Annotated in this window: 27 protein-coding genes; 20 read left to right on the top strand and 7 right to left on the bottom strand. The window is 35.5% G+C overall.

Annotation, left to right across the window (positions count from 1 at the left end):
• Window positions 1-20: 20 nt before the first annotated feature.
• Together ETP70_RS07595 and ETP70_RS07590 are read left to right on the top strand one after the other, a co-directional pair.
• Complete coding sequence (locus tag ETP70_RS07595) at window positions 21-473, top strand: hypothetical protein (RefSeq protein ID WP_151900624.1); 453 nt, start codon at window positions 21-23, stop codon at window positions 471-473.
• A gap of 37 nt (window positions 474-510) precedes the next feature.
• The gene (locus ETP70_RS07590; RefSeq protein ID WP_151900623.1) at window positions 511-957 is read left to right on the top strand and encodes a hypothetical protein; all 447 of its coding nucleotides are present in this window, start codon (window positions 511-513) and stop codon (window positions 955-957) included.
• 7 nt (window positions 958-964) lie between these two features.
• On the opposite strand, the gene ETP70_RS07585 is transcribed toward ETP70_RS07590, so the two are convergent.
• Window positions 965-1276: a hypothetical protein gene (locus tag ETP70_RS07585; RefSeq protein WP_151900622.1), complete on the bottom strand. Its 312-nt coding sequence runs from the start codon at window positions 1274-1276 to the stop codon at window positions 965-967.
• A 127-nt stretch (window positions 1277-1403) separates the two neighbouring features.
• Between ETP70_RS07585 and htpG the strand changes: the two genes are divergently transcribed.
• Both htpG and ETP70_RS07575 read left to right on the top strand, forming a co-directional pair.
• The gene (htpG, locus tag ETP70_RS07580) at window positions 1404-3296 is read left to right on the top strand and encodes a molecular chaperone HtpG (RefSeq protein WP_151900621.1); all 1893 of its coding nucleotides are present in this window, start codon (window positions 1404-1406) and stop codon (window positions 3294-3296) included.
• Window positions 3297-3394: 98 nt separating this feature from the next.
• Entirely contained in the window at window positions 3395-3904 is a 510-nt protein-coding gene (locus ETP70_RS07575; protein WP_230973239.1) for a hypothetical protein, read from the top strand.
• Between the two features lie 22 nt (window positions 3905-3926).
• On the opposite strand, the gene ETP70_RS12415 is transcribed toward ETP70_RS07575, so the two are convergent.
• Entirely contained in the window at window positions 3927-4097 is a 171-nt protein-coding gene (locus tag ETP70_RS12415) for a hypothetical protein (RefSeq protein WP_188109962.1), read from the bottom strand.
• A 9-nt stretch (window positions 4098-4106) separates the two neighbouring features.
• Complete coding sequence (locus ETP70_RS07570; protein WP_151900619.1) at window positions 4107-4412, bottom strand: hypothetical protein; 306 nt, start codon at window positions 4410-4412, stop codon at window positions 4107-4109.
• A gap of 274 nt (window positions 4413-4686) precedes the next feature.
• Between ETP70_RS07570 and ETP70_RS07565 the strand changes: the two genes are divergently transcribed.
• The 10 genes from ETP70_RS07565 (at window position 4687) to ETP70_RS07520 (ending at window position 15141) form a co-directional block, all read left to right on the top strand.
• On the top strand, window positions 4687-4929 hold the full coding sequence (locus ETP70_RS07565; RefSeq protein ID WP_151900618.1) for an OadG family protein: 243 nt from the start codon (window positions 4687-4689) through the stop codon (window positions 4927-4929).
• Between the two features lie 8 nt (window positions 4930-4937).
• A complete protein-coding gene (locus tag ETP70_RS07560; protein WP_151900617.1) occupies window positions 4938-6749 on the top strand; it encodes a biotin/lipoyl-containing protein in 1812 nt (603 codons plus the stop codon).
• A 4-nt stretch (window positions 6750-6753) separates the two neighbouring features.
• Window positions 6754-8082, top strand: a complete 1329-nt coding sequence (locus ETP70_RS07555) for a sodium ion-translocating decarboxylase subunit beta (protein WP_151900616.1) — start codon at window positions 6754-6756, stop codon at window positions 8080-8082.
• 274 nt (window positions 8083-8356) lie between these two features.
• On the top strand, window positions 8357-9061 hold the full coding sequence (locus ETP70_RS07550; RefSeq protein WP_151900615.1) for a response regulator transcription factor: 705 nt from the start codon (window positions 8357-8359) through the stop codon (window positions 9059-9061).
• A 67-nt stretch (window positions 9062-9128) separates the two neighbouring features.
• Entirely contained in the window at window positions 9129-9614 is a 486-nt protein-coding gene (locus tag ETP70_RS07545) for a PAS domain-containing protein (protein ID WP_151900614.1), read from the top strand.
• Entirely contained in the window at window positions 9586-10878 is a 1293-nt protein-coding gene (locus ETP70_RS12715; RefSeq protein WP_151900613.1) for a methyl-accepting chemotaxis protein, read from the top strand. Before ETP70_RS07545 ends, ETP70_RS12715 begins: the two co-directional genes overlap by 29 nt.
• Window positions 10879-10882: 4 nt before the next feature.
• Window positions 10883-12562: an EAL domain-containing response regulator gene (locus ETP70_RS07535; protein WP_151900612.1), complete on the top strand. Its 1680-nt coding sequence runs from the start codon at window positions 10883-10885 to the stop codon at window positions 12560-12562.
• 9 nt (window positions 12563-12571) lie between these two features.
• Window positions 12572-12997, top strand: a complete 426-nt coding sequence (locus ETP70_RS07530; protein WP_151900611.1) for an STAS domain-containing protein — start codon at window positions 12572-12574, stop codon at window positions 12995-12997.
• Between the two features lie 7 nt (window positions 12998-13004).
• Window positions 13005-13988: an ATP-binding protein gene (locus ETP70_RS07525; RefSeq protein ID WP_151900610.1), complete on the top strand. Its 984-nt coding sequence runs from the start codon at window positions 13005-13007 to the stop codon at window positions 13986-13988.
• Entirely contained in the window at window positions 13975-15141 is a 1167-nt protein-coding gene (locus tag ETP70_RS07520; RefSeq protein ID WP_151900609.1) for a sensor histidine kinase, read from the top strand. Before ETP70_RS07525 ends, ETP70_RS07520 begins: the two co-directional genes overlap by 14 nt.
• Window positions 15142-15157: 16 nt before the next feature.
• Here the strand turns inward: ETP70_RS07520 and ETP70_RS07515 are convergent, their stop codons facing one another.
• Window positions 15158-16099: a chemotaxis protein gene (locus ETP70_RS07515; RefSeq protein ID WP_151900608.1), complete on the bottom strand. Its 942-nt coding sequence runs from the start codon at window positions 16097-16099 to the stop codon at window positions 15158-15160.
• Window positions 16100-16214: 115 nt separating this feature from the next.
• Between ETP70_RS07515 and ETP70_RS07510 the strand changes: the two genes are divergently transcribed.
• The 5 genes from ETP70_RS07510 to ETP70_RS07490 are packed head-to-tail and all read left to right on the top strand — an operon-like array spanning window position 16215 to window position 22155.
• Window positions 16215-17024, top strand: coding sequence for an efflux RND transporter periplasmic adaptor subunit (locus ETP70_RS07510; RefSeq protein ID WP_151900607.1), 810 nt, complete (start codon window positions 16215-16217; stop codon window positions 17022-17024).
• On the top strand, window positions 17014-18756 hold the full coding sequence (locus ETP70_RS07505; RefSeq protein WP_151900606.1) for a molybdopterin-containing oxidoreductase family protein: 1743 nt from the start codon (window positions 17014-17016) through the stop codon (window positions 18754-18756). Before ETP70_RS07510 ends, ETP70_RS07505 begins: the two co-directional genes overlap by 11 nt.
• 14 nt (window positions 18757-18770) lie before the next feature.
• Complete coding sequence (locus ETP70_RS07500) at window positions 18771-19952, top strand: acetylornithine transaminase (protein ID WP_151900605.1); 1182 nt, start codon at window positions 18771-18773, stop codon at window positions 19950-19952.
• Window positions 19909-21144, top strand: coding sequence for a TolC family protein (locus ETP70_RS07495; protein ID WP_151900604.1), 1236 nt, complete (start codon window positions 19909-19911; stop codon window positions 21142-21144). Before ETP70_RS07500 ends, ETP70_RS07495 begins: the two co-directional genes overlap by 44 nt.
• Window positions 21145-21156: 12 nt before the next feature.
• Window positions 21157-22155, top strand: a complete 999-nt coding sequence (locus tag ETP70_RS07490) for an SAM-dependent methyltransferase (protein WP_151900603.1) — start codon at window positions 21157-21159, stop codon at window positions 22153-22155.
• Here ETP70_RS07490 and ETP70_RS07485 read toward each other — a convergent pair.
• From ETP70_RS07485 to gatC, 3 genes are read right to left on the bottom strand one after another with little or no spacing between them, the layout of a single operon-like run.
• Complete coding sequence (locus ETP70_RS07485) at window positions 22152-23249, bottom strand: type IV pilus twitching motility protein PilT (protein ID WP_151900602.1); 1098 nt, start codon at window positions 23247-23249, stop codon at window positions 22152-22154. The genes ETP70_RS07490 and ETP70_RS07485 overlap by 4 nt on opposite strands.
• A complete protein-coding gene (locus ETP70_RS07480) occupies window positions 23246-23587 on the bottom strand; it encodes an arsenate reductase family protein (RefSeq protein ID WP_151900601.1) in 342 nt (113 codons plus the stop codon). Before ETP70_RS07480 ends, ETP70_RS07485 begins: the two co-directional genes overlap by 4 nt.
• A gap of 4 nt (window positions 23588-23591) precedes the next feature.
• Entirely contained in the window at window positions 23592-23882 is a 291-nt protein-coding gene (gene gatC, locus ETP70_RS07475; protein ID WP_151900600.1) for an Asp-tRNA(Asn)/Glu-tRNA(Gln) amidotransferase subunit GatC, read from the bottom strand.
• A gap of 119 nt (window positions 23883-24001) precedes the next feature.
• On the opposite strand from gatC, the gene ETP70_RS07470 reads away from it, so the two are divergent.
• Window positions 24002-24598: a YfgM family protein gene (locus ETP70_RS07470; protein ID WP_151900599.1), complete on the top strand. Its 597-nt coding sequence runs from the start codon at window positions 24002-24004 to the stop codon at window positions 24596-24598.
• Window positions 24599-24600: the final 2 nt, after the last annotated feature.

Below are 24600 nucleotides of genomic sequence, written 5' to 3'. Positions count from 1 at the left end.
TATGTCATAGGAGTAGAATCATGTTACAGGTAATAGCAGAAATAAGAAAAAATGAACATCAGTATATGGAAGTTCTTAAAGAAGAAGGACAAGAGTTCTTTTACAGAAAAGAGCGGTATGGCAGTGAGTTTTCCTTCATTGCAATATATTGTGAATGTAAAATTGCAATAGATTTTAACGAATTAAAAAAGAGATTAAGAAGTACCGATAAATTTATTACCTTAAATGATAAACTTCATTGTATCATTCAGGATTCTGTGGATGAGGAACATTATATCAAAGCCGCCGAAAACATAAACTACAATCTCTTGCATCTAAACTCAAATAATGATTATTATATAAGTACGATTCACTCTAAAGAATATGAAGCAAAAGATTATGCAAACATGATATATGAACTGTTTTGCAGATTGGAAGATGCTTTAGAGAATAATTTAAAAAATATTGTTGTATATCAAGACTTCGTTATTTAAATTATAATATTATACGGACTCATTTAAAGGATTTTATTTGGGTTTATTTATACATATTCATCTTATTGCTGCCATTGCCTGGATAGGCGGTTCCATATTTATGTTTATTTTGGGTGTTACACTGCTTGATAAAGAAAAACAACAACAGGTTTATCCGGTAATAGGGCCTATTTTCGGTTACTTTGAATTGGTTTCCATTGTTGTTTTACTGTTGACCGGTACTGTGATGATTGTAGATAATGGTTTGTACCATATGCTTTTGACCCATGATGATAATATTATAGTCCAGGAGTTACGCAAAAAACTCATAATTGTAGCTGTTATAATCGTGGCAACAATAGTTCATTTTTTTATTGCATTTCGCACAAACGGGAAAGAGCGAACGAAAATACAAAACATTTTGTCACGCGGAACTTCCCTGCTCATATTTTTTTTAAATCTTTTTGTTCTGCATTATGCAATTATGATTCGCGCAATGCTTTAATAGGTACTTAATCTTTCTCTTTCGGGCATAATTCTTTTGCCGTAAACCATTTTGCTATCCCTTCATCATTATAGTGATATTCTCTTTGAGAAAGAGGGATGACACTGTTTCTCATTTTAGCTCTTACAATGCCAACAACTATAAATGTAATCAACAAAGTAGCGCCTGCTATAAAATAATCATACATGTACCAGACGATAAGAGCAGTAAACACAGGAGTAAACTGCAATAAAAATTTTAGTAAAAAAGCGATGATTTGACATTTTTTTGTCTTTAGAACAGGAGTAGGTTCTATTAAATCTATATAATCATTTTTCATAAAGTTATTATAGCAAAATAAAAATATTATAAACTTGAGTTAAAATGACTAAAGAATATTGATAAAACTTGCAACTATTAACTTTTTTTGGTAAAATACTGTCAAATTTTAAAAAAGGATTACTATTATGGCTAAACATCAATTTCAAACAGAAGCAAATCAGATTTTACAACTTATGATTCATTCACTTTATTCCAACAAGGAGATTTTCCTTCGTGAACTTATTTCCAATGCATCGGATGCACTTGACAAGCTGAATATGCTCGTTTTAACAAATGAAGCATACAAAGGCATAAAGTTTGATCCGAGAATAAATATCAAAAGAGACAAAGAGAAAAAAACTTTGACTGTTTCAGATACCGGAATCGGTATGAACGAAGTAGATCTTTTGAATAATCTCGGAACAATTGCAAAATCAGGAACAAAAGCATTCTTGGAAAATCTGACAGGGGATCAAAAAGTAGATTCTAACCTGATTGGTCAGTTTGGTGTCGGTTTTTATGCTGCATTTATGGTGGCTGACAGCGTTGAGGTCATCACGAAAAAAGCAGGAGAAGATCAGGCTTACAAATGGACGAGTACCGGAAACGGTGAATTTGAAGTAGAAGCAGCAACAAAAGAGGGACACGGAACAGAAATTATTCTTCATTTAAAAGAGGGTGAAGAGGAGTTTTTGGAAGAGTATCGCATAGAGGCTGTTGTGAAAAAATACTCTAACCATATTCCGTTCCCGATTTTTATGGACAAAGAGAAGCATATTCCGGCTGTTACCGATGATGAGGGCAAAGAGACAGAGCCTGCACGCACTGAAATAGAAAATGTACAAATTAACTCTGCAAATGCACTCTGGACGATTGCCAAAAGTGAATTAAAAGATGAAGACTATAAAGCTTTTTATGAAACACTTGCACACTCAAACGAAGAACCGTTAAAATGGATGCATCATAAAGCAGAGGGTGCTATAGAGTACACGACACTCTTTTATATCCCAAGCAAGGCACCGATGGATATTTACAGAGTTGATTATCAGCCTGGTATCAAACTCTATATTAACCGTGTCTTTATTACAGATGATGACAAAGAGTTAATGCCTACATACCTACGTTTCTTACGCGGTGTGATTGATTCAAAAGATTTACCGTTAAATGTAAGTCGTGAAATTTTACAGTCCAATCCGGTGATGGCAAAAATCAAAAACGCTTCGGTGAAAAAAGTGCTTTCCGAACTTGCTAAAATGATGAAAAAAGAGCCTGAAAAATATGACACATTCTATAAAGAGTTTGGAAATGTACTTAAAGAAGGACTTTACAATGATTTTGCCAACAGAGAAAAGATTTTAGAATTACTCAAATTCCATACGTTGAATTCTGATGAAATGACGACTATCGAAGAGTTTGTGAAAAATGTCGATGAAGACAAAAAAGAGATTTATTATCTTGCGAACAAAGGCTCTGTTGACATGCTCAAACACTCTCCTGTGCTCGAAAAATTCAAGGCACGCGGTATCGATGTGCTTCTCTTAAATGAAGAGGTAGATACTATCATTTTCCCGATGGTGACAGAATATAAAGAGTATAAACTTATTCCTGCATCAGATGCGAAATTTGAAGAGAGTGAAGAAGAGAAAAAAGCAAAAGAAGAACTTGAAAAAGAGTTTGAAGGCCTTGCAAAAGAGTTTAAAGAGACACTGGGTGAAGCTATAAAAGAAGTTGAAGTGACAACGGAGTTGACAGAATCTCCTGTTGCTTTAAAAACAGACAAAGAAGACCCTTCTTACATGATGGCACAGATGATGAAACAGATGGGTCAGGGCGGTGAAGTGCCTGAGCCGGCACCTATTTTACAAATCAATCCTAAACATGAATTGATTGCAAAATTAAAAGATTCGAGTGATCAGAATCTGATTGAAGATGCAGCGCATGTATTGTTTGATCAGGCAAAACTCTTTGATGGCAGAGAACTTGATGATACTGCAGATTTTGCAATGAGACTCAACAGAATTATAGCAAAAGCATTATAACTTTTTTGGATGAGTGCAATCGTAGCACTCCTCCAAACTCTCTTCTTTTATTTTTCTTTTTTATCTGTTTCACACAAATTATATGATATCTTATGATTATGTTAAAAAAATTAAAATTCTTTTTAAAACCATCGGACAGACAATCTGTTGATCAACTGCTGCATGAAGCCAAACGGGTATGCACTTTACTGGGAACAGGGGTATTGCGTGATTTGAAAATTGACGGTTACCGGTATGATATTTCGATTGCCGTACACGAATTAGGATTAGACACAGAGTTGGTTTCTCAACTGGTTGATGATTATGTTGCTCAGGTAATCAAGGCAATTGTGCAGTTTGAGAGTTATTTGGCTGCACTTCAGGATTCACAGGACAATCATGACAATTTGGATTACACCCCATTGAGAGAATTGGCACATAAAAATCTCGGTGTCGCAAGAAATTTACGCATAAAAGATGCAGAAATACTTCTTTATGAATTAATGAAAAAAGACAACCTGGACTATTTGCTTGCCTGTCTGGAGGCTTTAAAGGTTTGCGCCATCAAACTGAGTCCAAAGTGTGCTTATGATACACTCAAGCTTATTGAAGTGAAAAGTTCTTTATAAATAAAGAGCGTCTCTGACACAGTTATCTGTTTTTTAAGGAATGAGAAATCTGTTCAAGTTTCCCTTTTGGCTTGATGGATATTTTTTCTTCTTTTTTGTGTATGGGCAAGGCAAATGCCAAAAGTATAAATATAAATGAGAAAACAATTGCGCTTAAAGCAGTAAGGACAAGTTTAAGCTTAAAATCTTTCATATTGTTCCTTTAGGAGTTTTCTTTTTGCTCATTCGTCATATAAATCCAAAACTCTTTGTGTGTATATCCTTTGTTGAGAAAAAAGAGCTGTAAAATTGTAACTCTGTAAAGAGTAACAAGCATTTTTGCATAAGGAATAAAAAGACTTAAGCGTATGAGTAATGGCTGTTCTTTGTCTCCTTTGGATTCTATCATCTCTTTCATGCCGATATTGTTACTTAAATATATTCCAAACATAATTGAAAATACAAAATTCAAGATAAGACCAAAAATTATATAAGCCATGAAGTTCTGTTCGTACATACCTGCTATCATCTGAAAAACATCCTAATATTTTATCTGTCAAAAACATTTTAGCTAAAAACAATTAGTGTTTAGTTTAAGTGATGAAATTAAGTCACCAAAAAGTAACAATTGTGCAGTAATTTAATTTTAGCTAAAAACAATTAGTGTTTAGTTTAAGTGATGAAATTAAGTCACCAAAAAGTAACAATTGTGCAGTAATTTAAAAATAAAGTTTTTTCAACAACTTTATTTAAACATCTTTATACTATACTAAGCCCACAAATTATGAATAAAGGGTAATTTTATGGAAGCAAACCTCATTATGGAGGGAGTTAAATTTATGTTTTTAGGAATGGGAACAGTGTTCGTATTTCTAATTATAATGATTCTTTCAGTCAATCTGATGTCATTGATAATACATAAATTTTTTCCTGAACCACAGGCAGCTGAAGAGACTGTTTCTGGGAATGCAACACAGCAACAACAAGACAACAAAAAGATAATTGCAGCAATAACAGCTGCAATTGCACACCATAAACAAGGTTAAGGATTATAATGGCTAAGAAATTTATAGATGTAATGGATACAACTTTCAGGGATGGTTTCCAGTCAGTATTTGGTGGACGTGTATTGATGGAAGATTTTTTTCCGGCAGTAGAAGCCGCAAAAATGGCAGGTATTAACCACTTTGAATTTGGTGGGGGAGCAAGATTTCAATCATTATACTTTTATTTGAGAGAAGATGCATTTGAAATGATGGACAAGTTCCGTAAAATTGTAGGTCCGGATGCAAATTTGCAGACACTTGCCCGCGGAGTAAATACTGTAATGCTGGATACCGGTTCAAAAGAACTGATAGACCTGCATGCAAAAATGTTTAAAAAACACGGAACAACGACAATCCGTAACTTTGATGCACTCAATGATGTGGAAAACCTGAAGTATTCTGCTGAGAGAATCAAACATCACGGCTTGAAACATGAAGCGGTTGTAACTATGATGGACTTGCCACCGGGATGTCACGGTGCTCATAATGTCGAGTTTTATGAAAAAACACTTCGTGATATTCTGGACAGCGGTCTTCCGTTTGACAGTATCTGTTTTAAAGATGCAAGCGGGACATCAAATCCTCAAAAAGTTTTTGAGACCATTACAATGGCAAGAAAACTTTTAGGAGAAGATACACACATACGTCTGCATACACATGAGACTGCCGGTGTTTCTGTAGCTGCTTATATGGCTGCGCTTGAGGCGGGTGTTGACGGTATAGATATGGCAGCTTCTCCTGTAAGCGGTGGAACATCTCAGCCTGATATTTTGACAATGCTTCATGCAACAAAGGGAATGAATTATGACCTTGGCGGACTTGAACTTGGTAAAATTCTTACTTATGAGAAAGAGTTACAGTCATGTCTGAGTGATTATTTTATGCCTCCTGAAGCGACAATGGTTTCTCCGATTATTCCATTTTCACCAATGCCTGGCGGTGCTTTGACTGCAAATACGCAAATGATGCGCGACAACGGCATCATGGATAAATTCCCGGATGTTATCGCGGCAATGCAGGAAGTAGTAGAAAAAGGCGGTTACGGTACATCGGTAACGCCGGTTTCTCAGTTTTATTTCCAACAGGCGCTTAACAATGTAATGCAGGGACCATGGAAAGCCATTGCCCCTGGTTACGGAAAAATGGTTTTAGGATACTTCGGAAAAACTCCGGTTGAACCGGATCCGGAAATTGTTAAAATTGCTTCAGAGCAGTTAAAACTTGAGCCGACAACAAAAAAAGCACTTGATTTGGCAGATGCGGATCCTGCAAAATCTTTAGAGAACTGGATTAACAGACTTAAAGAAGAAGGTATAGAAATAACAGAAGAAAATATTTTTATAGCGGCTGCATGCCAGGAAAAAGGAATCACTTTCCTTAAAGGTGAAGGTGAGTTAAACGTTCGTAAAATATCAGAAATGAAAAAAGAAACAGAAAAAGATTGTGAAGGAAGTTCAATGGGTAGCGGAAATTATACAGTAGTAGTAGATGGTCAAAAGTTTAGTGTTCAAGTAGCAGAGGGTGATGCAGATATTCAGGTAACAGCAGTAAATGGTGAGAGCACTGCTCCATCAACAACTTCGGCAGCACCTGCTGTGTCAGGAAATGATGTAGAAATCAAAGCACTTCTTCCGGGTAATGTTTGGAAAATTGTCGCAAATCCGGGTCAAAGTGTTAACGAAGGTGACGTAATCATGATTTTAGAATCTATGAAAATGGAAATAGATGTTGTGGCGCCTCGCGGTGGTGTTATTAAGTCTATTAATGTAGCTACAAACGATAAAGTTGTAGAAGGTCAAGTCGTAGCAGTATTAGGATAAGCGAATGAAAAAAATTGTACTTAAGTTTTTAGCTCTTATAATGCTCTTTGCATTTTCAAATGCAATGGCATCAGAGCATGCAACAGTTGCTCAAGAAGCACAATCAACACATAAAGAAGAAAACTATCATCCAAAACCAATGGGTGAAATGATAGTAAATTTTCTCAAATCAACAGGAATTGTCGCTCTTGTAAGTCCAAGAGATGATGAGATGAGTGCAACAGGGCAGAAAATGAGTGATTTTCATAAAGGTCTGGGCCGTGTGATTATGATTCTTATCGTCTTTTTGCTTTTTTATCTTGGAATTGCAAAAGGGTTTGAACCATTGTTACTCTTGCCAATTGCCTTTGGCGGACTGCTGGCGAACATTCCTATAGCCGGTATTGCAGGAGAACATGGTTTCCTTGGTGTAATTTACAATATGGGACTTTCAAATGAGCTTTTTCCTATTATCATCTTTATGGGTGTCGGGGCAATGACTGATTTTGGTCCACTGTTGTCAAACCCTAAAACAGCACTGCTTGGCGGAGCGGCTCAGTTTGGTATTTTTGGAACACTTGTGGGTGCTGTTGCGCTTGCTCATTTTGGTTTTGTTGATTTTACTCTGCAGCAGGCTTCTGCAATTTCGATTATCGGCGGGGCGGATGGTCCTACATCCATCTTTATCGCAACGAAACTTGCACCGGAACTTTTGGGAGCTATTGCGGTTGCATCATACAGTTATATGGCGATGGTGCCTATTATTCAGCCTCCTATTATGAAAGCACTGACAAGCGAAAAAGAGAGAAAGATCAAGATGACGACACTTCGTCATGTTTCCCGTTTGGAAAAACTTGTTTTCCCGATCCTTGTTTTGATGCTGGCAATTTTGGTTTTACCGGAATCTACACCGCTTATCGGTGCATTTATGTTCGGTAATTTCTTAAAAGAATCAGGTGTTGTTGAACGTTTGAATGATACATTACAAAATGCCCTTATCAATATTACAACTATTTTCTTGGGACTTGGTGTCGGTTCGAAGCTTGCAGCTGATCAGTTCCTTGTACCTGAAACTTTGTTTATTATGGTTTTAGGAATTATTGCATTTTCTGTAGGAACTGCAGCAGGTGTATTGATGGCGAAGTTTATGAACCTTTTCCCTGGACACAAAATCAATCCGTTAATCGGTTCAGCAGGTGTTTCTGCCGTTCCGATGGCGGCACGTGTATCAAATAAGGTCGGTATGGAATATGACCGTACAAACATGCTTTTAATGCATGCAATGGGTCCGAATGTGGCAGGAGTTATCGGTTCAGCAGTAGCAGCTGGTGTGCTTATTTCACTTTTTCAGTAATTAATCGGCACGAAATTCAAATAGCGGCGCAATTGCGTCGTTATCTCCTCTTCCCGCACTATGAATACACTTCCTTCTCAATTTCTACTATCTTAAACCCCAATACTGCTGTTACAACTTGAAACAACAGCTGAAAATATTTATGCATAAGTATGAAGTTTGGCTGACATATCAAATAATATTCGCATAATTGTATCGAACAATTACATTTTTGAATATTCACTATATAGAATAAAAATATAATAAATTGTAACTAATTAAATCAGGCGAACAGGTGACAAATACAGAATTATTATCTACAACAAAAAAACTTACTGTTTTATATGCGGAAGATGACCTGGAGATGAGAAAAAGTACAACTGCTTTATTGAAAAATTTTTTCTCTCATGTATATACTGCATCTGACGGGAGGGAAGCTTTAGCGGCATATAAGAACAATCTTGCGAATATCGATCTTGTAATTACAGATATTTTGATGCCACACTTAAACGGCATAGAACTTACAAAAGAAATATTATCTATAAATATAGAACAAAAATTTATCGTTATATCTGCTTATAATGAAACAAGCTATTTTATTGAACTTATTAATACTGGAGCTGTTATAGGATTTTTGCAAAAACCTATTAAGCGTCAAGAACTGTTGAATATTTTAACGACTGTATCTCTTTTTTATAAAGAGGAATATGAAACAATTCTCCCCTTTCAAGATGGATTTTTATGGAATAGAGAGTTGAAAAAACTTTTTTTGGAAGGGAAAGAGATTATATTGAGTGCCAATGAAACTAAACTTTTAGATCTGTTTTTAAGCTATCCTAATACTGTTTTTTCTGCTATTGATCTACACCTTTATCTTTTTGAAGACACGAAAGAGTTTTCGGAAGATTCTATAAAAAGCTTTATTAAGCGCCTTAGAAAAAAAATCCCTTCATCCTCAATACAAACACACAAAGATTTAGGTTATTCTCTGAGTATCTAGTTTTTGACACTTTCTTGACACTTCTAAATAATATAATTTTTCTAATAGAATTTTACTAGGATATTTTATGGAAATACAAATGAAGCAAGATGAGCTTATTGTCTCAAAAACAGATACGAAGGGGCGGATTACTTATGGTAATTTATATTTTATCTCAATATCGGGTTATTCAGAAAAAGAGTTACTCAATGCTCCACATAATATTTTGCGACATCCCGATATGCCGCGTGTCATTTTTAAACTTTTGTGGGATCGTATTCAAGTCAAAAAGTATATCAATGCTTATGTGAAAAACCTTACAAAGAACGGAGATTATTATTGGGTTTTTGCAAATGTTACTGCATCTTTAGATGTCCATGGAAATATTGTAGGCTACTATTCGGTTAGAAGAGCTCCCTCTGCAAGAGGTGTACATATAATTGAAAAACTCTATAGAGAGTTACGTCAAGCTGAAGCGAGTGGCGGCATAAGTGCTTCATTGAAAATATTGGAAAAACAATTACAACAAGAAGGGAAAAACTACGATGAATTTATTCTCAATCTTCAAAAATAAAAAAAGAAAAAGTGATGAAGCACTACTGGATCAGATAAACAGTGTCATGGCAGACGCGGCAAACGGCAACCTTGAAAAAAGAGTTACCAATATTCCGGAAGATTCTAAATACTATAATATGGCATGGAATTACAATAATTTATTAGACCAGGTTGAGGCATTCATGCGTGACAGTGAAACTGCTATAAAACTTGCAACTAATGGTGATAACAGTATAGTGATGTTTCAAGATGGATTTAAAGGTATATTTGCCCGTTCAGTTGAGCCGATTAATAAATCATTAGAGGGTATTAAGTCAGGAATACAGTTAAAAACACAGGGAAATCTTTCGAAAAAATTTAATGAAATCGGAGGCGGCAGTGTTGGCGGTGTTTTACAGGTGAAAAAAGATATAGAGTTTGGTAATGAGATATCCAAGACAATTTTACAAACATCAAAAGATACCAGCAAAGCATCGCAGGACAGTATCCAATCGATAGAATCTGTTCAAAAGAATTTTGAAAAACTTGATGAAAGCATAACTGAAACAGTAAAAGGGATTGATGCCCTCAATCAACAGTCATTAGAAATTTCTACCATTGTTGAATTGATTCAAGATATAGCAGAACAGACAAACCTGCTTGCGCTCAATGCTGCGATAGAAGCCGCACGTGCCGGTGAACACGGCAGAGGTTTTGCCGTTGTTGCCGATGAAGTAAGAAAACTGGCAGAAAGAACACAAAAAGCTACGACAGAGATATCTATGACTATTTCAACTCTAAAACAAGAAACCAATGAAATATCGGAAGAGTCTGAGACAATGTATGAATTAGCAAAAGAGTCTCAAAAATATCTGGAGAGTTTATATACGACACTGAAAAGTTTTAACAAATCAGCAAAAGAAACTGCCGATAATGCAAATCATATTAACAATATTTTCCTTGTATCCGTTGCAAAAATTGATCATATAGTCTTTAAATCAAAAGCATATTCGACACTCTTAAGTCAGAATATTTCGGAACCGTTAGCAGATCATCTTTCATGCCGTTTTGGAAAATGGTATCTTAATGACGGTAAAAAGCAGTTTGGCAAAACAAAAGTGTATAACAAACTTGATGCCCACCACAAAGCAGTTCATGACTCTGCCATAAAAAACATGAAGTTTGCCGAGAGTAAAACAGCTCTTTTCCCTGAAAACACAGAAGAGATTATCAAAAACTTTACTGTTATGGAAAATGCAAGTAATGAGCTTTTTAATTTACTTGATTTAATGATAGAGGAGTAAAATAGTGCCACTGCAGGAGTTGAAAAATTACGCCAAAGAACTTCACTTGCTTTTTGTCGAAGATGATTTAGATGCGCGAACAAGCACATTTGAGATGTTGAAAAATATCTTTACCCATATTACAGTCGTTACAAACGGTCAGGAGGGAATAGAAAAATTTAAAAATGAAAAATTTCATATAATTATCACAGATATAAATATGCCTGTAATGAATGGTCTTGATATGATAGAACAAATTCGCCAACAAGATACAAAAATTCCAATCTTCATTTTATCTGCCTATAATGATGCAGAATATATTTTACGAGCGATTCAGCTTGGGATTGACGGATTTATTATAAAACCGCTTATCTATCAACAGTTTCTTACAGTTTTAAAAAAAGCATTGGAAAAGATTCACCTGGAGACACTTGCTAAAAATTATCAAGAACACCTTGAAAGAGAAATTAAAAAACAAACGCAGGAGTTGAGGCATAAGCTATATTTTGATGATTTAACCGGTTTGTGCAACCGCTATGCTTTGTTTGAAGATTTAAAAAAAATTACGGTACCAATTATTTTTATTATAGATATCAATGGATTTAAATCTATTAATGAAATTTATGGCGCAGAGACAGGTTCTTTTGTATTACAAGAGTTTGCTCATTTTTTACAACATTTTACTGCAGGTAAAAACTATAAAACCTATAGAATTTCTGCAGATGAGTTTGTTGTTTTGGATGACTGTGAATATATTGACTTTGAAAAATATGAAATTTTTCTACAAGACTTCTTCAGAGAGTTTGCATCTTTTCGGGTTGTAACTGAGCAGGACATAATTTCCATAGAAGTTACTGTAGGTATATCAACTTCACAATATAATTCGTACGAATATGCAACAATTGCATTGGAGTATGCTAAAAAACATAAAAAACAGTATATGATGTATTCCAATACTATTGATAACCGATCTGCAAAACAGGATATTCTTATCTGGAAAGACAAGATTAAAAATGCAATTGAGAATAATGATATTGTTACAGTTTACCAAGGTATCGTCAATCAGGAAGAAAAAGTAGTCAAATATGAAGCACTCATGCGACTTCGTGATGAGGATGGCACGCTGATCTCTCCTTACTTTTTTTTGGATATTGCAATAAAAACAGGACTCTACCCGCAACTCTCTTCGTATGTAATATTTACGAGTCTGAAAAAGATAAAAGAGATACAAACACCTATTGGCATTAATTTTACAGTCAATGATATTAAAAACAAACTTTTTATCGATGAGATTGAGGACTATATTCGAAAGAATCCTGATGTCGGTTCATTGGTTGTTATGGAGATTACTGAGAGTCAGAGTATGGAAAATTTTGATGATATAAAAATATTTATTAATCGTTTTAGGAAATATGGTGTAAAATTTGCCATTGATGATTTTGGCAGCGGATTTTCAAATTTTGAAAATATTTTAAACATAGCACCAGACTATATTAAAATAGATGGTTCGCTTATAAAAGATATTGACAAAAATGAAAAATCTTTTATTCTTGTAGAAGCGATAGTGGAGTTTTCTCATAAACTCAATATAAAAGTAATTGCTGAATTTGTACACTCTAAAAAGATTTTTGAAATATTAAAATCTTTTCAGGTGGATGATTATCAAGGTTTTTATTTTTATGAACCAAATGAAAAAATAATTTAGGAGAAAAAAATGGATAAAAAAATGGCACTAAGCAAGAAGCAAATCGGACTTGAAACTTCTATGGTTGCAAACAAATTAACAGATGAGTGTATTTATGTAAGCTTATTTGGACTGTTGGATTCAGCTCGTATAGAAGATGTCTCAAAAAAAATAACCAAAATCAGTGAATCAGACAAAATTGTATGCGTAATATTAGATTTATACAATGTTGATGCAATTGATACAGCAGTTGCCGGATATATAAACAGATTGGGAAATATACTTAAACTGATGGGTATTGAACCTATTATATGCGGTATTAAAGCAGAGTTGGCAGAGAAGATGGTAAAAACAGATATTCAGTTTAGCGGAATACAGATAATCAGAAATTTGCAAGATGCACTGCTTGTGAGTTTTAAAGTTACAGGGTATGAACTTATAAAAACAGAAAAATAGTTGTATTATGTCACTTGTTTTCCATATTTTAGATGAGATTGAAGCCTATCAGTGTGCAAGACAAATAAACGAAATAGCGAAAGAGTTTGGTTTTTCCCGGTTTGATGCAGGCATGTTTTCAATTGCAGTTACAGAGATTGTTATTAATAGTATTCGCTATGCAAAGGATGTCAAAGTAAGTTGCAGATATACACAAAACAACAAAGGGCTGGAAGTTTATATTGAAGACAAAGGCAAAGGTATAAAAAATATTCAACACTCCTTACAAGATGGTAACTCTTCTGCAAAAGACAGTCTGGGATTTGGGCTTGGTGCTGCAAAAAGATCGGTTGATGAGTTTTTGATTGAAAAAAGTGATACAAGCGGAACATCAATTATTCTTAGAAAATATATTGATGAACCTACATATGAATACTCTCCAGTTTCTGTAAAAAAAGAGGCAAGTCAGTTTAACAGTGATGCATATTTTATTAAACATTATGATGGAGATAAAAGTTTATTTGCTATTATTGAAGGCAAAGGAGATGATCTGTCGGCATATAAAACCGTACAAAGTGTAAAAGGACTTCTGTTGGAAGAGTACCGGTTGCCCTTAAAAGACATTGTAAGGTATATCAACCTTATGCTTTCGAATAATGATGCTTTTGAAGATATCACTCTTGTGCTGTTGCGTTTGTTGCCTGATAAACTTGAATATCTGATTTTGGGAAATGGTTTTATTCTCTCTTATCCTGAGATGAAATTTCAAGCATATACGCAAGCTTCCTGCCTGAAATTGCCTGAAGATTTATCAGTACAACAAGAGTTGCTTCCTGAGCAGTTTTGTATTGTACTGGCAAGTGACGGTATTGAGTATAATGATTTTTTAAATAAAGAGGTCTGTAATTTATCAACTTTAGAGTTGGCAACAGATATTTTCAATAAATATAATCTTGATGATGCTTCAACGATAATAGCTGTAAAGAGGGAAGAGAACAATGTCAGAAACTAAGCAGTCCCTCGCCCTGCATCAATATTTAAGTGGCATCATTACAAATATTCCCTACGGGATTCTTACTGTTTCAGAAAATTCAGAAATTAGTATGCTCAACAGTAATATATTAGAAATTTTAGAAATCAACGAAGAAAATTTACATAATTATATAGATAAAGATTACAAAAAACTTTTTTTTGAGGTTCCGGAAATTATTGATATCTATGTGGAGAAAATGATTCAGAAAAATCAACTAAGCGTTGATATAGAACAGTTTTCTTTTAAAGATAAAATTTTGAATATAAAAATGAGAGCGATGCTTGACGGGACGATTTTTATTATAGAAGATATTACACAAAGGGTCCAGCAGGAGAAGAAACTCAGAGAGTTAAACAAAACACTCGAAGAGCGGATTCAACAAGAAGTAGCGAAAAACAGAAAACAGGATCAGCAACTCCAACAACAATCCCGTTTGGCACAAATGGGAGAGATGATCTCAATGATTGCACATCAGTGGAGACAGCCTCTTGGTGCCATTGCCAGTACATCTGTTAACTTATCTATGAAAATAGAGCTGGAATCTTATAATCTGAATAATTTACAAGAGCAGGAAGCGTGTCAAAATTATTTTTTACAACAGCTAAATGTTATTGAAAATCTTGTTCAAAACCTGACAAATACCATTGATGATTTCAGAAATTTTTATAAACCAAACAAGCAGTCAATTTTATGCACGTTTGAAGAAGTTATTGATAAATCATTAAATATCATTCTTGCATCTTTGAAAAATAATAATATTCAAGTGACTTTTAATTATATTCGTTTAGAAAAAATAAAAATGTATGACAGCGAAATTATGCAGGTTATTCTAAATATTTTAAAAAATGCACAGGATAATTTTCGGGAAAAAAATATTTCAAACCCTTGTATTGATATAACAGTTAATAATAAAGTACTCTCAATCTGTGATAATGGAGGGGGAATTTCAGAAAATATCCTACAAAATATTTTTGACCCTTATTTTTCTACTAAGAGTGAAAAAAATGGTACAGGACTTGGACTCTATATGTCTAAAATAATTGTTGAAGAACATCACAACGGAAAACTTACTGTTAAAAACAGGGATGATGGAGTTTGTTTTATGCTAGATTTAAGAGAAAAGACTAACTGAAAAACTTGTACTGTTTTTATGATTCCATTACCGAAACAATCAAAGGGATGACATTATGACTTTTTGTTTTATCTATAAAACCGCTTGCGCCTAAATCTTCTGCTTCTCTTTTGTTATTGTCTCCTGTCATTGAGCTGTTGACAATTACAGGAATATCTCTTGTGAGCAGATTGGCTTTTAAATTTTGAATGACGGTAAAACCGGACATTTCCGGCATTTCAATATCTGTAATTATTGCCGGTATCTCTTTTACAGATTCGCCGAGCGTTTTAATGTAGTCAATCAGTTTTTTACCATTGTCAAAAAGTTTGATATTGATGTTTGCTTTTTGAAAAAGCTGTATAAGGTGTCGCTGTGCTGTTTTTGAATCTTCTGCAATGAGGACGGTTCCGTATTTCAGCTTATCGGGAATGACAATATCTTTTAAAAATTCTATATCTTTGTCTACATTTACAAGTGCCTGCGGTAAGACATCAGCAAGAAGTTTTTCATAGTCCAGGATAAGACAGAGGCTTCCATCTTCAAGTCTTGTGTCATTCATGACTACACCATCTTCTTTGAGTCTGTAACTGTCCGGTGCGTGCATCTCATTCCAGTTCTTTTTGATCACTCTGTAGGCGGACATAATTCTCAGTCCTATAATAATACCGTTAAAGTCACAAATTAAAATTTTGGAATGAGAAATTTCATTTTCATTTAATGTCACATCCAGCCATGCAGGAAGATTTAAAATGGGTATTTGCAGGTTCCGAAGAACGATTGTCCCTTCAAACAAGGGATGAGCAGAGGGTATCTGTGTCAAAAAATGATTTTTAGATTCGACCACTTCTCGGGTTTTAAAGATATTGATAGCATAAAAAGCTGAGTCTCTCTTCTCACTTACCCTAAAGACCAACAGTTGTAATTCATTATTTTTTGCCAGATTTGTGGCAGCGTCGACATTGTCTAATACAGACATATAATACCTTTAATTTTAAATAGGCATTAATAGTAGCGAAAATAAAATGAATTTGGCTTGAATATTAGTAATGAAATGTTAAAATAGCTTTATAATATCACTCAGGAAAGAATTTTTGAAAATAATAGTAACATTACTTTTTATCACTACCTTTTTGTTTTCCAACGTATACTATTCAAAAGTAGAACCTTATGAAATAAGAACAATTGCATCAAATGTTTCGGGCAAAGTGCTTTACACAGATGACAATATGACTGGAAAAAAACTCACATCAAAAGTCTTTATAAAAATTGATTCAGAACTTGATGAAGATGAATTAAAGGCTGTTGAGAAAAAGCTCTCTTATCAAAAAAACACCTTGCTTTTGAATGAAAAAATACTACAAAACCTACGACAACTTGTAGAAAAAAAGCGAGAAAATTATCAAAAAATCAAGCATTTAAAGATAAAATCCAGTATAGAAAAAGACAAAGAGTTTTATGACTTGCTGAGCAGTGAGAACTCTTCTCTTGCAACACAAAAAGAGATAAACAATCTAAAAACCACTATAGCCGATTTGGAGTTAAGACGAAAACAGCTTGTAAAAACCATAAAAGACAAAAACATCAGTGCCAAAAACTTTGTATTGTATGAAATCTCCGTCAAAGCGGGTCAAACGGTAGGGGTTTCTACCCCTTTGGCCAAAATTGCAGATACCTCCAAGGCTCTGCTGAGTGTTTATTTGGATAAAAATGATTTAAAAAATGTGAAGAAAAAAGTGATATATATCAACGGAAAAGAGACACCGTATAAAGTCTCACGTGTTTCTTATATAGCAGATACAAAAAATATTTCAAAATACAAAGCGCAAATTATTATAGATGCGCAAAAAGTATTTTCCGGATTGGTAAAAATTGAATTCAAAGCGAGAAATAATGAAAAGTAGTCTTACGGCCTGTCCTCTTGACTGTTATGACGCCTGCGGGTTAGTGTATGATGAAAAAAAACTCAAACCTCTTAAAATTGGACATACAAAGGGATTTTTATGCCCCCATCTCAACCATTATGACAAATTTGAAAGGATAGAAAAAGCACGATTTCAGGGAAAAGAAATTACGATGGAAGAAGCACTGTTAAAACTAAAAGAGTTGCTTGCAGTAGAGTTTAAAAGTGATGTTTTACATTACAGAGGCAGCGGAAATTTTGCTTTGATGCAGGAAGTGACAGACCACTTTTTTGCGAATTTTGGGGCAACGCTTACGGATGGAAGCTTGTGTGACGGAGCAGGAGAAGCCGGAATAATAGAAGGCAGAGGCAGCAACAAAAATATGCCTTTGAGTGAAATTGAAAAATCAGATGTGATTATATTCTGGGGAAGAAATCCGCATACGACTTCTTCTCACATACTACCGCTTATAAAAGACAAAACCATTATAGTGATAGACCCGGTTAAAACCAAAATTGCCCAGATGGCTGATTTACATGTACAGATAAAACCGCATACAGATATATACCTTGCATTACTTTTAGCACGATTTGTATACATTAATGACAGTTTGAATGAAGCGTTTATACAACAGTATGCAAGTGAATTTGAGGAGTATTACGAATTGACCCAGGGTGTGCGCATTAAAGCAACACTTGAAGATATCGGTGTGACTTTGGGCGATATTGGCGATATTTTACATATGACTATAGATAAAAAGGTTGCTATTGTCTGTGGTGTAGGTATTCAAAAATACAGAGACGGGGCGGATGTGATGCGCAGTATTGATGCCTTTGCCGTCTCCCTTGGCTTTTTTGGAAAAGAGGGCTGCGGTGTGGCATACCTTGGAAATTCCAAAGAGGGAATCAGCTCTCCATTTGAAACAAAAGCCAAACGAGTCTCCAAGGTCAATACTGACTTTGATGCCTTTGAAACCGTGTTTATTCAGGGTGCAAATCCTCTTGCACAGATGCCAGACAGTTTGAGAGTCAAAAATGCTTTACAAAAAACACAAAATGTAGTTTATTTCGGTTTGTACGAGAATGAAACAAGTGCAATGGCAGACTTGGTGATTCCTGCAAAAACATTTTTGGAAAAAGATGATATACGTACCTCCTATGCCCATAACGGACTGATGGTGATGCATAAACAGATTGAGAGTGACATCGGTATCAGTGAGTATGATTTGGCAGCGTATCTGTGTCAGGCATTTGATATAGAAATTAAAGCAGAAGAGGAGTATCTGCAGTATTTTAAAAATTTTGGTGTGAAAAAAATTAACGGATGTTTTGAGGTTGAAAACAGAGAAGCAGTTCCGTATCAAAACGGTTTTGATACCAATGACGGTGAATTTGTTTTTTTGGAAGAGTTTGAAACACAGCAGAGTGAGGCTGAGGATGAGTTTAATCTCATAACACCCAAGAGTCCCAGAAGTTTAAATTCTCAGTTTTACAGAGAAAAACATCTCTATATACATCCCTTTCATGGATATAAAGACGGTGAAGAGATTGAAATAAGTTCACAAAACGGAAGTGTTGTTCTGAGAGTAAAAAATGACAGCAGACTGCGTACAGATACTGTGCTTATATACAGCGGCACACCGGGTGTCAACAATCTGACATCCTCAAAGCACTCTTATGAGGGTAAATGTGCTGTTTTTCAAGAAAATAAAGTTAAAATTGCTAAAAAATAAAGAGAGTAGACAAAATGAACATTAAAGAAATGGATAATAAATATGTTTTACCGACATATGCACGGGCAGATATAGAGTTTGTAAGAGGAAAAAACGCTACTCTCTTTGACAGTGAGGGGAAAAAGTATATAGATTTTACTTCCGGTATCGGTGTTGTTTCAGTCGGTCATGCAAATGAAAGAGTGAGCAGGGCTTTGTGCGAACAGCTGGCAAGTGTGACACATACATCGAATCTTTACTATATAGCACCCCAGGCACTGGCTGCTCAAAAAGTTGTCGAGACAAGCGGGTATGATATGCAGTGCTTTTTTGCAAACAGTGGTGCAGAAGCAAATGAAGGAGCTATAAAAATTGCCAGAAAACACGGGGAGCGTGACGGAGAGATAAAAAGATACAAAATAATTACACTCAACCACTCTTTTCACGGACGAACCATTACAACAGTCAAGGCAACAGGGCAGGAGGCGATGCATAACTATTTCGGACCTTTTCCTGACGGCTTTGTATATGCAGACGGTATAGACGAAATCGAAGCACTGCTGGACGACCATACAGCGGGTGTAATGATCGAACTGATTCAGGGCGAGGGCGGAGTAGAGCCGCAGGACAAAGAAAAAGTACAGGCACTGGCAAAGCTTTTAAAAGAGCGTGAAATTCCTTTGATTGTCGATGAAGTACAAACCGGTGCCTATAGAATCGGTGAATTTACGGCATCGCAGGCTTATGGAATCTCCCCTGAGATTATCACACTGGCAAAAGGCATCGGAGGAGGTGTTCCTGTAGGAATAGTCATGACAACACTCAAGCATGTTCTCAGCGCAGGAGATCATGGATCGACATTTGGCGGAAACTATCTGAGCAGCCGTGCTGTATGTGAAGTGGTAGATATACTCAATGAAAAAAAACAAAGCGGTGATTTGGAAATAACCTCTTTGATGTTCAATCAGTCTTTGGAAAAATTTTATAATGCCAACAGGGAAATATTTACACAAAAAGTCGGGATTGGTATGATGTGTGGTCTGCGTGTCAAAGATGCAGATACACTGACAAATATTATAAACCTGGCAAAGGAAAATGGTGTCATTATGCTTAAAGCAGGAAGAAACACATTAAGATTTTTACCACCGCTGACAATTACAAAAGAGGAAATTGATGAAGGCTTCAGTGCTCTTAACTCTGCTATGTCTCAGCTGTAGTTTCCCTCTTTTTGGAGCTGATGACAATGCTGGTCTGGAGCAATTCATATCTTCTTACAAGCAGTTGCAGTTTCAGTATGATTATGAAAAAAATGAAGCGGAGAGTTCCAAACTGCGTGACTCATGGATAGTTCCTGTTCAGATCAATTACAGTTACTCCAAAAACAATGCTTTTGGTGTTGGACAGTCAAACCAAAATGCGGCTATTCGCATAAATCAGCCAATTTTTCAAAGCGGAGGGATCTATTACGGCATAAAATTTGCCAATGCGAGTAAATATTATACGAAATACTCTATTGATGTGGCAAAGCGAAAAATGATTAAAGATACTATTGCTGTTTTGATGCAGATAAAACAAACAGAGTTCAAAGAGCAAAAGCAAAAACTGCAAATTAAAAACAGTGAAATAAATCTGCAACAGAAAAAAGAGGAGTATTTCAGCGGACAGCTTGATTCAGGGTTTTTAGATGATGCTGTGATTCAAAAAAATACAGCCTTGTCTGTTTTGTACGATATTCAGGCTGCGAAGGAAAAACTTGTAAGCTCCTTTCATGCTTTGAGTGATTTGGATTATACAAAAGTCGCTATTCCGAAATTAAAACTTTTAGAACATGACGAGTTTTTACAACATAATATAGTGCTGCAAATGGATAGAGCCCAGACAGAGAAAAACAGATACAATAAAAATGTTACTCTTGCAAAATATCTTCCAAAAGTAAATCTTACAGCAGGATATAACTGGAAGCTTACGACAAATCAGGCTTTTCAGGTAGGTCCGACAATAGTCAGCAATTCAAATGAGTTAAACTACTATGATTATGGTATTGCCCTTTCAATTCCACTCGATATTAATACATTCAGAGATATAGAATCTGCAAAAGTAGACTACTTAAAGGCAAAAATTGTGTTAAAAGACAAACAAAGAGAATTGAACTCTTTGTATGAACAGGTCATGCACAATATAGAAAATTATAATAAAAAGATAGCGTTGAGTAATGAAAATATCGTATTATATACGAAGCTTTTGGAAGATACAAAAAAACTTTTTAAGGCTGGGTACAAGACAGAATATGATGTGCAAAGACTTGCAAATTCTTTGCGGATACAAAATATAGATACAAAAATATATGAGCTGGACAAGCAGTTGGAACTCTTGAATCTGTATGAAATGTATATCAGCAATGAAAAATAAACGGGAAAAAGAATGAGTCAAAAATTTAGTGAATATATGGCAGAGTGGCTGTATGGTGAAAACGGCTATTATGCAACATACAAAAATATAGGCAAAGAGGGTGATTTTTATACGGCAGTCAGTACAAGCAAATTTTTTGGCGGTACCATTGCCAGGCATATTATTTCACTTGTTGATGAAGGTTTTTTACAAAAAGATGCGGTTATTTGTGAAATAGGGGCACATCATGGGTACTTTTTGGCGGATGTGTGTGAGTTTCTTTATACTCTGCGACCGGAGCTGTTGTCAAGTTTTGAGTTTGTCATTATAGAACGTTTTGATGATTTGCAGAAACATCAAAGAGAATATTTTTCAGAAAGTTTTGGTGATGCTGTATCTTTGAAACATTACAAATCTCTCTCTGACCTTACATGTAACAATGCCTTTTTTATAGCCAATGAAATATTTGATGCATTTCCCTGTGAACTGTATTTTAAAGGCAAAAGTGCACGGGTACAAAACCATAAAGTGATTTTTGATGAGCAAGATGACTGGGTGGAGCAAAAGGCAAAAAAATACCACAAAGACAGAGGGGAAATTGCACGAGGATATGAAGCATTTGCAAAAGAGATGGCAAATGCTGCGAAGAAGTTTGAATTTATAAGCTTTGATTACGGTGAGATGCAGGCCCGTCCCGATTTTTCACTCAGAATTTATACAAAGCATGAAGTGCATCCGTTCTTTGAAGAGGGTTTAAACACAGAAGAACTCTTTGCAAAAAGCGATATCACCTATGATGTCACCTTCTTACATGTAAAGGATGCCTATGAAGAGGCAGGGGTGAAGTTTGTAGAATTCAAAGCGCAGATGGTCGCACTCGTTGATATGGGTATTTTAGAACTTTTGGAGATGCTTAGAGAGCATGCTGATGAAAAAATATACAAACAGGAACTTGAAAAAGTAAAGATGCTCATCATGCCAAACTTTTTGGGGGAAAGATTTAAAATGATTCGTTTTCGAAAAGGTTCCTAAAGGGAACCTATCATTTTCATTAACTCTTCGGGTCTGTTGGAGTTTTTAATGGCATTTTCTTTTGAGATAATATTTTTCTGAAGCAGTTCTATGAGTTGTTGTGTCTGTGTTGTCATATGTGTCTCTTGCTGGTTTAACTGCATTTGAGAATAAATCTGGTGCACTTTGTCTTCTCGAATCTGATTTTGGATTGCCGGATTTGTAATAAGTATCTCTTGTGTGGCTACTTTACCGCCGCCTATTCTTGGAATAAGTGTCTGTGCAATAACCGCTACCAAAGAAGAGGAGAGTTGTGCCCGAATTTGGGCCTGTTCTTCTCCGTCAAATACATCAATAATACGGTTGATTGTTCCCGGTGCAGAGTTTGTATGCAGGGTTCCAAATACCAGGTGCCCTGTTTCGGCTGCTGTAAGTGCGGCACCGATGGTTTCGGCATCCCGCATTTCCCCGATGAGAATGATGTCCGGATCTTGACGCAGTGAGTATTTGAGTGCTGTGGCAAAAGATTCTGTACTGTTTCCCACATCACGCTGAGAAAAAAGAGATTTGATGTTTTTATGAACAAACTCCACAGGATCCTCAATGGTGATAATATGACGACGTTCTGTCATATTTATCTCATGCAGCATGGAAGCGAGTGTTGTTGATTTACCAGAACCCGTAGGACCGGTGACCAAAATAAGTCCTTTTTCTTTTTTTACCAGTTCTTTGAAAATAGGCGGATTTCCATATTCGTCCAGTGTCGGAATTTCTATAGGAATCATACGAAAAGCACAGGCAATTCCGTGAATGGTTCTGTAAAAGTTTGCACGAAAACGACCAACATCTTTGAGTTCAAATGAGAAGTCCAGTTCATTGCGCTCTTCAAAAACTTTCTTTTGTTTGTCTTCAATGAGAGAATAGGCCATCTCTTCAATATCATTGGCGGTAAGGACAGGAAGATTCAAAGCACGCAACTCTTTGTCTATTCTGATTTGCGGTTCACTGCCTACAACAAGGTGTAAATCCGAAGATTTAAATGCCAAGACACTTTTTAACAGCTTTTTGATATCTAAGCGTTGCGTGGAACTCTCTGTTTTTACTTCTTCATTCATAAAAAACTCCTTTGGTATTGTTCTTCATTGAAACCGACAAGAACATCATCGTTATACTCTACGACAGGACGCTTAATCAGCAGGTTTTCTTTGCAGAGCCACTCCTGTTGTTGCTGCTCGTCCAGGTTCAGTTCTTTGAGTTTGAGATTTCTGTAGGTGGTGCTTCTGGTATTGAAGAGGGGTTTGATGCCGACTTTTGACACCCAGTAGTCTACTTTTTCAGATGGAAGCTGCTGTGTTTTAAAATCAAAAAGTTCATACGCCAGATTGTGTTTTTTAAAAAAAGAGAGTGCTTTTTTGACGCTGTCACAGTTTTTAATGCCATAAACTTTTATCATGGCACTACTCAATGATTTTAGGAACGATGAAAAAATCATCTGCACTTTTTGGAGCGTGTTTTAAAATTTCCTGGCTGATGGTACTGTCACATTTGGGAATATCTTCGCGTAAAGGTGTTGCTCGGTCATCCATAGCAAAAGTACTATCCACTTCACTTGTATCCAACTCACTTAAATTATCTACAAAACTTACTATTTCTGAGAGCTGCGATATAATTTCTTCACGTTTATCATCGCTTACATGTAAATAGGAAAGTTTTTCCAGTCGTGTTAATAGTGTGTCATCTACTTGCATTGTCTGTCCTGTATAATAGTTTATTTTGATTTTATCATATATTTGATAAAACTTTAACTTATTTATGGGTAATATTAGAAACTTTATAAAACAATCGATATAGATATAAGGAAGAATTTTTGAGTTTAAAAGAAAATATTGAAATGGTAAAAGAAGAGCTGACATCAGAAGAAAAGTTTTTTGAAAAAGCAGTGGTTACGGAGAAATTTGTAAAAAAATACAAAAAAGCAATGATAGGTTCTGTTGTGGCAATTGCACTGTTTGTTGCCGGTGACATTGCATACAATATTAACAAACAGCATACACTTGAAGCGGCAAACCAGGCACTTTTGACATTACAGAAAAATCCGAAAGATGAAGCGACACTGGCAACTTTGGCAACTTTAAGTCCGAACCTGCATGATCTTTGGGTCTATTCCCGGGCCGTTGTGAGCAAAAATATAAAAGAATTGGAAAAACTGCAAAATTCTCAGGCTTTACTGCTTGGTGATTTGTCAAGCTATGAAGTGGCACAAAATCTTCAGGATAGCAATAAACTTGAAGAGTACACTGAAAAACAGGATGCAATATACAGGGACTTGGCTCAGGTGCAACTTGCAATTTTACTAATGCATGACAAAAAGATAGAAGAGGCACATTCAAAACTCAGTATGATCAGTGTGAACTCTCCATTGGCACAGGTTTCCCGTGCTTTAATGCACTATGGAGTAAAATAGAC

This window comes from Sulfurimonas hydrogeniphila (genome assembly GCF_009068765.1).
In the GTDB taxonomy this organism is placed as follows: Bacteria; Campylobacterota; Campylobacteria; order Campylobacterales; family Sulfurimonadaceae; genus Sulfurimonas; species Sulfurimonas hydrogeniphila.
This window is presented reverse-complemented; position numbering and strand designations above follow the sequence as displayed.